This is a genomic window from Barnesiella sp. CU968 (assembly GCF_905219685.1).
GTDB lineage: Bacteria > Bacteroidota > Bacteroidia > Bacteroidales > Muribaculaceae > Lepagella > Lepagella muris_A.
Genome location: NZ_CAJMXD010000270.1, coordinates 1 through 4,060 on the forward strand (window position 1 = coordinate 1; position 4,060 = coordinate 4,060).

5 protein-coding genes and 1 pseudogene are annotated in these 4,060 nt (G+C 41.1%); 1 reads left to right on the plus strand and 5 read right to left on the minus strand.

The annotated features are described in order from the left end of the window. Positions 1-231: hypothetical protein (locus tag JX312_RS10000; RefSeq protein WP_370541497.1), on the plus strand; the 231-nt coding region annotated here is incomplete at its 5' end. A 205-nt stretch (positions 232-436) separates the two neighbouring features. On the opposite strand, the gene JX312_RS10005 is transcribed toward JX312_RS10000, so the two are convergent. From JX312_RS10005 to JX312_RS10025, 5 genes and pseudogenes are all read right to left on the minus strand, one after another. Next, on the minus strand, positions 437-1,171 hold the full coding sequence (locus JX312_RS10005; protein WP_204457890.1) for a DUF3307 domain-containing protein: 735 nt from the start codon (positions 1,169-1,171) through the stop codon (positions 437-439). Beyond that, positions 1,168-1,809, minus strand: a complete 642-nt coding sequence (locus tag JX312_RS10010) for a hypothetical protein (protein ID WP_123404007.1) — start codon at positions 1,807-1,809, stop codon at positions 1,168-1,170. The genes JX312_RS10005 and JX312_RS10010 overlap by 4 nt, the downstream gene beginning before the upstream one ends. A 447-nt stretch (positions 1,810-2,256) precedes the next feature. Next, a complete protein-coding gene (locus tag JX312_RS10015; protein ID WP_204457891.1) occupies positions 2,257-3,261 on the minus strand; it encodes a virulence RhuM family protein in 1,005 nt (334 codons plus the stop codon). 222 nt (positions 3,262-3,483) lie between these two features. Next, on the minus strand, positions 3,484-3,714 hold the full coding sequence (locus JX312_RS10020) for a hypothetical protein (RefSeq protein WP_204457892.1): 231 nt from the start codon (positions 3,712-3,714) through the stop codon (positions 3,484-3,486). Further along, positions 3,714-3,956, minus strand: a pseudogene (locus JX312_RS10025) (DNA-binding protein); the annotation flags it as partial. The gene JX312_RS10020 and the pseudogene JX312_RS10025, both read right to left, overlap by 1 nt. Positions 3,957-4,060: the final 104 nt, after the last annotated feature.

The window sequence follows — 4,060 nt, forward strand, 5'->3', positions numbered from 1 at the left end:
CTTGTCAGGACCGGTCAAAATTTGGCTGGTCCTTTTTTAGTGGCCGGCGTCAGACACACTCAAAGAAACAGTATCGACATGGTGCTTGTTTCAACCGATATTGTAGGCAAATTCGGGGTGACTCCCAACACAACGAAATCAGACTTAAGAAAACTGACCGAAAAAGGCTACCTGAGTGAAATTAGTTTGAACGGCAGGACAAAAGGCTATGTCAACACTTTTCCGGACTAGACATATAATTGATAATTAGATAAATAGTTGCTTTTTGCGGAATTTGGCAAAGAAAACCACGGTGTCTGACGGCTTAAAATCGAATTGGTCAAGAAAATCATAGCGCTTGACCAAGAAAACTCGAAAACCTATATTAATGCCATACTATGATATCAGATGGCAAAAATCATGTAAAACAAGATCAATTTAACTTTATAATCACCTCTCATTCTAAATTCATATCCATGAGCCAGTCTGCGCCAAAGCCAAGCAATATCGCGATTGTGAAACTGGTAAAAGTGCCAATCAGTACATACTCCGTCGTCTTGATATCTTTAGCCTTGCTGAGTTCGCCGAAACGGAATACAGATTTTGCGGCTAACAGGAATCCGACTCCTTCAATATTGCTGGTGAAAACAAATGTCAGTATTAGTATTCTTTCAAGATAACCAATCCATTTTCCGGCATTGGGCAATCCTTTTAAAGAAGCATCTGCCGGCAACCATTTCTCATATTCAATGAAGGATTTTATCAAAACTGATGTGGGCGAGAGCACGGCAATATACGCCGTTGTAACAAACCAAAAATTTGCAGAGAACATTTCCGTAGCAGGATTGAAGTCATGATTAGCGAATGCTGTAAACCATAGAACAACGATGACACAATAATGGATCAACTGATCGCATAGAAAGCCGGCAAGATCTTTTCGCTTGAAGTGAGTCTTTATCAAGTCTATCAGAAAGTGGCTGACACCAATGACAAGCGGGACAACCCAGTTTGTCCATTGCGCGACAAACAGATATGCCAATGACGCCTGAATGATAGCATGCTCAGACAATGCACGATATCTGACAGTTTTATTTTTGGAAAACTTATCCGCACACATCTTGTCAGACTGCAATATGAAATCTCCTACGAGATGTGCCGCTATCAGTTTTATAAGAATTATTACTGCGCTCATATCGTTTTATGATTAATCAGCTCCTCAAATCTTTTGACATATACAGAAATCAAAGCATCTTTGGCTGCCTTCAAGGACTTGCTGACCATCTGTCTGGAAACACCAAGTATATTGCCGATTTCTTCCTGACTATTATTCTTGACAAGCTTCTCAAACATTATCCTGCTTTGACTTTGAGTCCACCCTGTCACTATATCATCAGCAAATAGAGTGGAAACCGTCAGCTCTTTATTAACATCCTCCCAAGGAGTCTTAATGCATAAACGACCCTTGCCTATGGAGTCAAGACATTTGCCTGATAATCTATATGCTTCGCCGTCACTTGTGGATAGTAAGTCCGTTTCATAGTCTAATGTTCCGATACCAATTGCCATGCGAGCATCCCATTGATGATTATTACCTGCAAATTTATTGGCGCGGATAATAGCCCGTATCGTAAGTGCCATATGCAATGCCTTGCTTGGTTCTGCAACTTTCACCTGGAAACTATCCCCTCTGAAAATCTCAATATCTGTTTTACTCAAAGGTGACAGCAATACCGGCAGGGACTGCAACATTCGTAACATCGTAGCACGCTCTTCTGCTGTCATTTTTGTGGAATCCACAATATCTCCTGTTATTATCGCTCCGATTTTCATGACTACAAATATACGAATAAATTGTAATGTTCGCAACCAATTTAGGTTGTTTTTGCGAAATCAACTATTTTTGGTTGACTTATGTGCAACTTCTGGCGCACACAAACCTCGGAGGAGTATCTGAATTTAGCCAGGTAATCGCCTTGGTGCTTTGCCTATGGCAAAGAAAACTATGGGGTAAAACGGGATAAAATAGCAATGGGCAAGAAAATTACCCTTTTCTTAGCCATTGATTATCAGTGAATTTTGTGAAATTTATTGCTCAGTATTCCTCCTCGTTGAAAAGTCATACATACTATGTAAATCAATCAGTTATAAAATATGTAGTATAATATGGACAAGCATATTTCACGGTCTGACGGCGTAAAATCGAATGGACAAACAAACGGTCAACACTTTTCCGGACTAGACACCACGTCATCACGATTTGAAATTACGAAAGGATCATTAGTCTTTCCCTTTGTTCTTGGCTTTGGCATTGAGGGCTTTGATAGTATCGAGATAGGCACGTTCAACTGGGGACAACTCTCTTACCTGGAATTTGCGGTACTCTTCGCGGGCTTTATCCATCGCCTGCTGATGGCTGACCGAGCCGGGACCATTGAGCAATGCTTCGCCTGTTGAGGAAAGAATCATGTCAAGTTGTCGCACATAGTCATCCATATACATAGGGCGATGTTTCATCGCCTGAATCTCGGCAAAATCAAAGTATCCGGAGACAAGATTGTTGAGAATCTTCAGTTCATTTTCGCTCAGATAATTCTTGGCAATCTGTGCGTCTCGAAGTGTTGGATGATCACCTTTGAATGAAGTCAGACCCATCATCGGAGCATCCGCATTGGCTCGCTTAAAAATCACCTCGGCAGCAGTGTTGCCATGCGCAGCAAAATGAAGCTTATTCTGCACAATTTTGAAGAACTCGACCGAAATTTCAGAACGAGGATCATAATCGACAGCCGTGGCATAAAGATCGAGTACCTGTCGGTACATCACTTTCTCCGACGAACGGATATCACGGATACGATCGAGCAGCTCACGCCAGTATGCACCGCCGCCGTTACCCTTCAACCGCTCGTCGTCCATTGTAAATCCCTTGATGATATACTCCTTCAGTCGCTCCGTGGCCCACCTGCGGAAGTGCGTCGCAATCACCGACCGGATTCTATAACCCAGCGATATAATCATATCGAGGTTATAGAATGGTATCTCTCGCGTCACCTGCCTGGCTCCCTCTTGTCGAACTTGTAAGAAATTCTTACAGGTTGCATGTTCATCCAATTCTCCATCCGCATATATGTTGCGGATATGCTGCACGATATTGGGTCGAGTCGTCTGATAAAGCTCTGCCATCTGTTGCTGGGAAAGCCATACAGTCTCCCCGGTAAATTTTACCTCGATACGGGTCTCGCCGTCCTCGCTCTGATATATGATTATTTGGTTGTTGACATCCATGGTCTCAAATGATTATTGATAGATGTTCAATAATTGTAGTATACTTTTGTGTTAATCAAACTTGTCAATTAACCGCGAATTAGTATGGTTGATTATTCCAAACTGGTAGACTCCCTCTGATATGTAATATTTCATTTAATAAAAGTCTTTCCACTTCTACAGGATCATCGTTCTCTGTATCAAACCAACTTACTGTTAATTTTTTTATCCCATATTGTAACATTATAATAGGCCATATTCTTTTTCAGGTAACTTCCCAAATTGGTGACCATTAACCAATCTATCCTTAATTCCCCCCAATCCGGCTTTGCGATGAACAATTTTACCATTTTCCTTTTTTCCTGATCGGCCGATATAAATTAATTCTTTGTTTCCATTGCAAGTTGAGTTCCATACCAAATAAACGCCACTCTTATTGGTGGGAGCATTACATACAGAAACCAGTTTCATCATGTCGCACTCCGATTCCCTTCTTGACGAACTGTTCGGAATTTCCGAACAGTTGCATCTTTAAGTAATTCTCCAGACTCAAATATATGTTTCAGGTGTTCGCTGATATTGGCTTTGCTGCTGGCAAACAACTCAACGATCTGAGCCTGAGTAAGCCACACTGATTCATCCTCTACTCTTACATCAAGAGTGAGAGTATCGTTCGGCTGATAGAGTATGATTTCATTTGCATTATCTTCTTTCATCTTGCAAATTTAGTGATTTTTCTCAGACAATGATTCGGTAAAAATTACCGAAGTAGTTGCAACTTAAGTTAATATATCGAAATGTCAAATACAAATGAATCGCC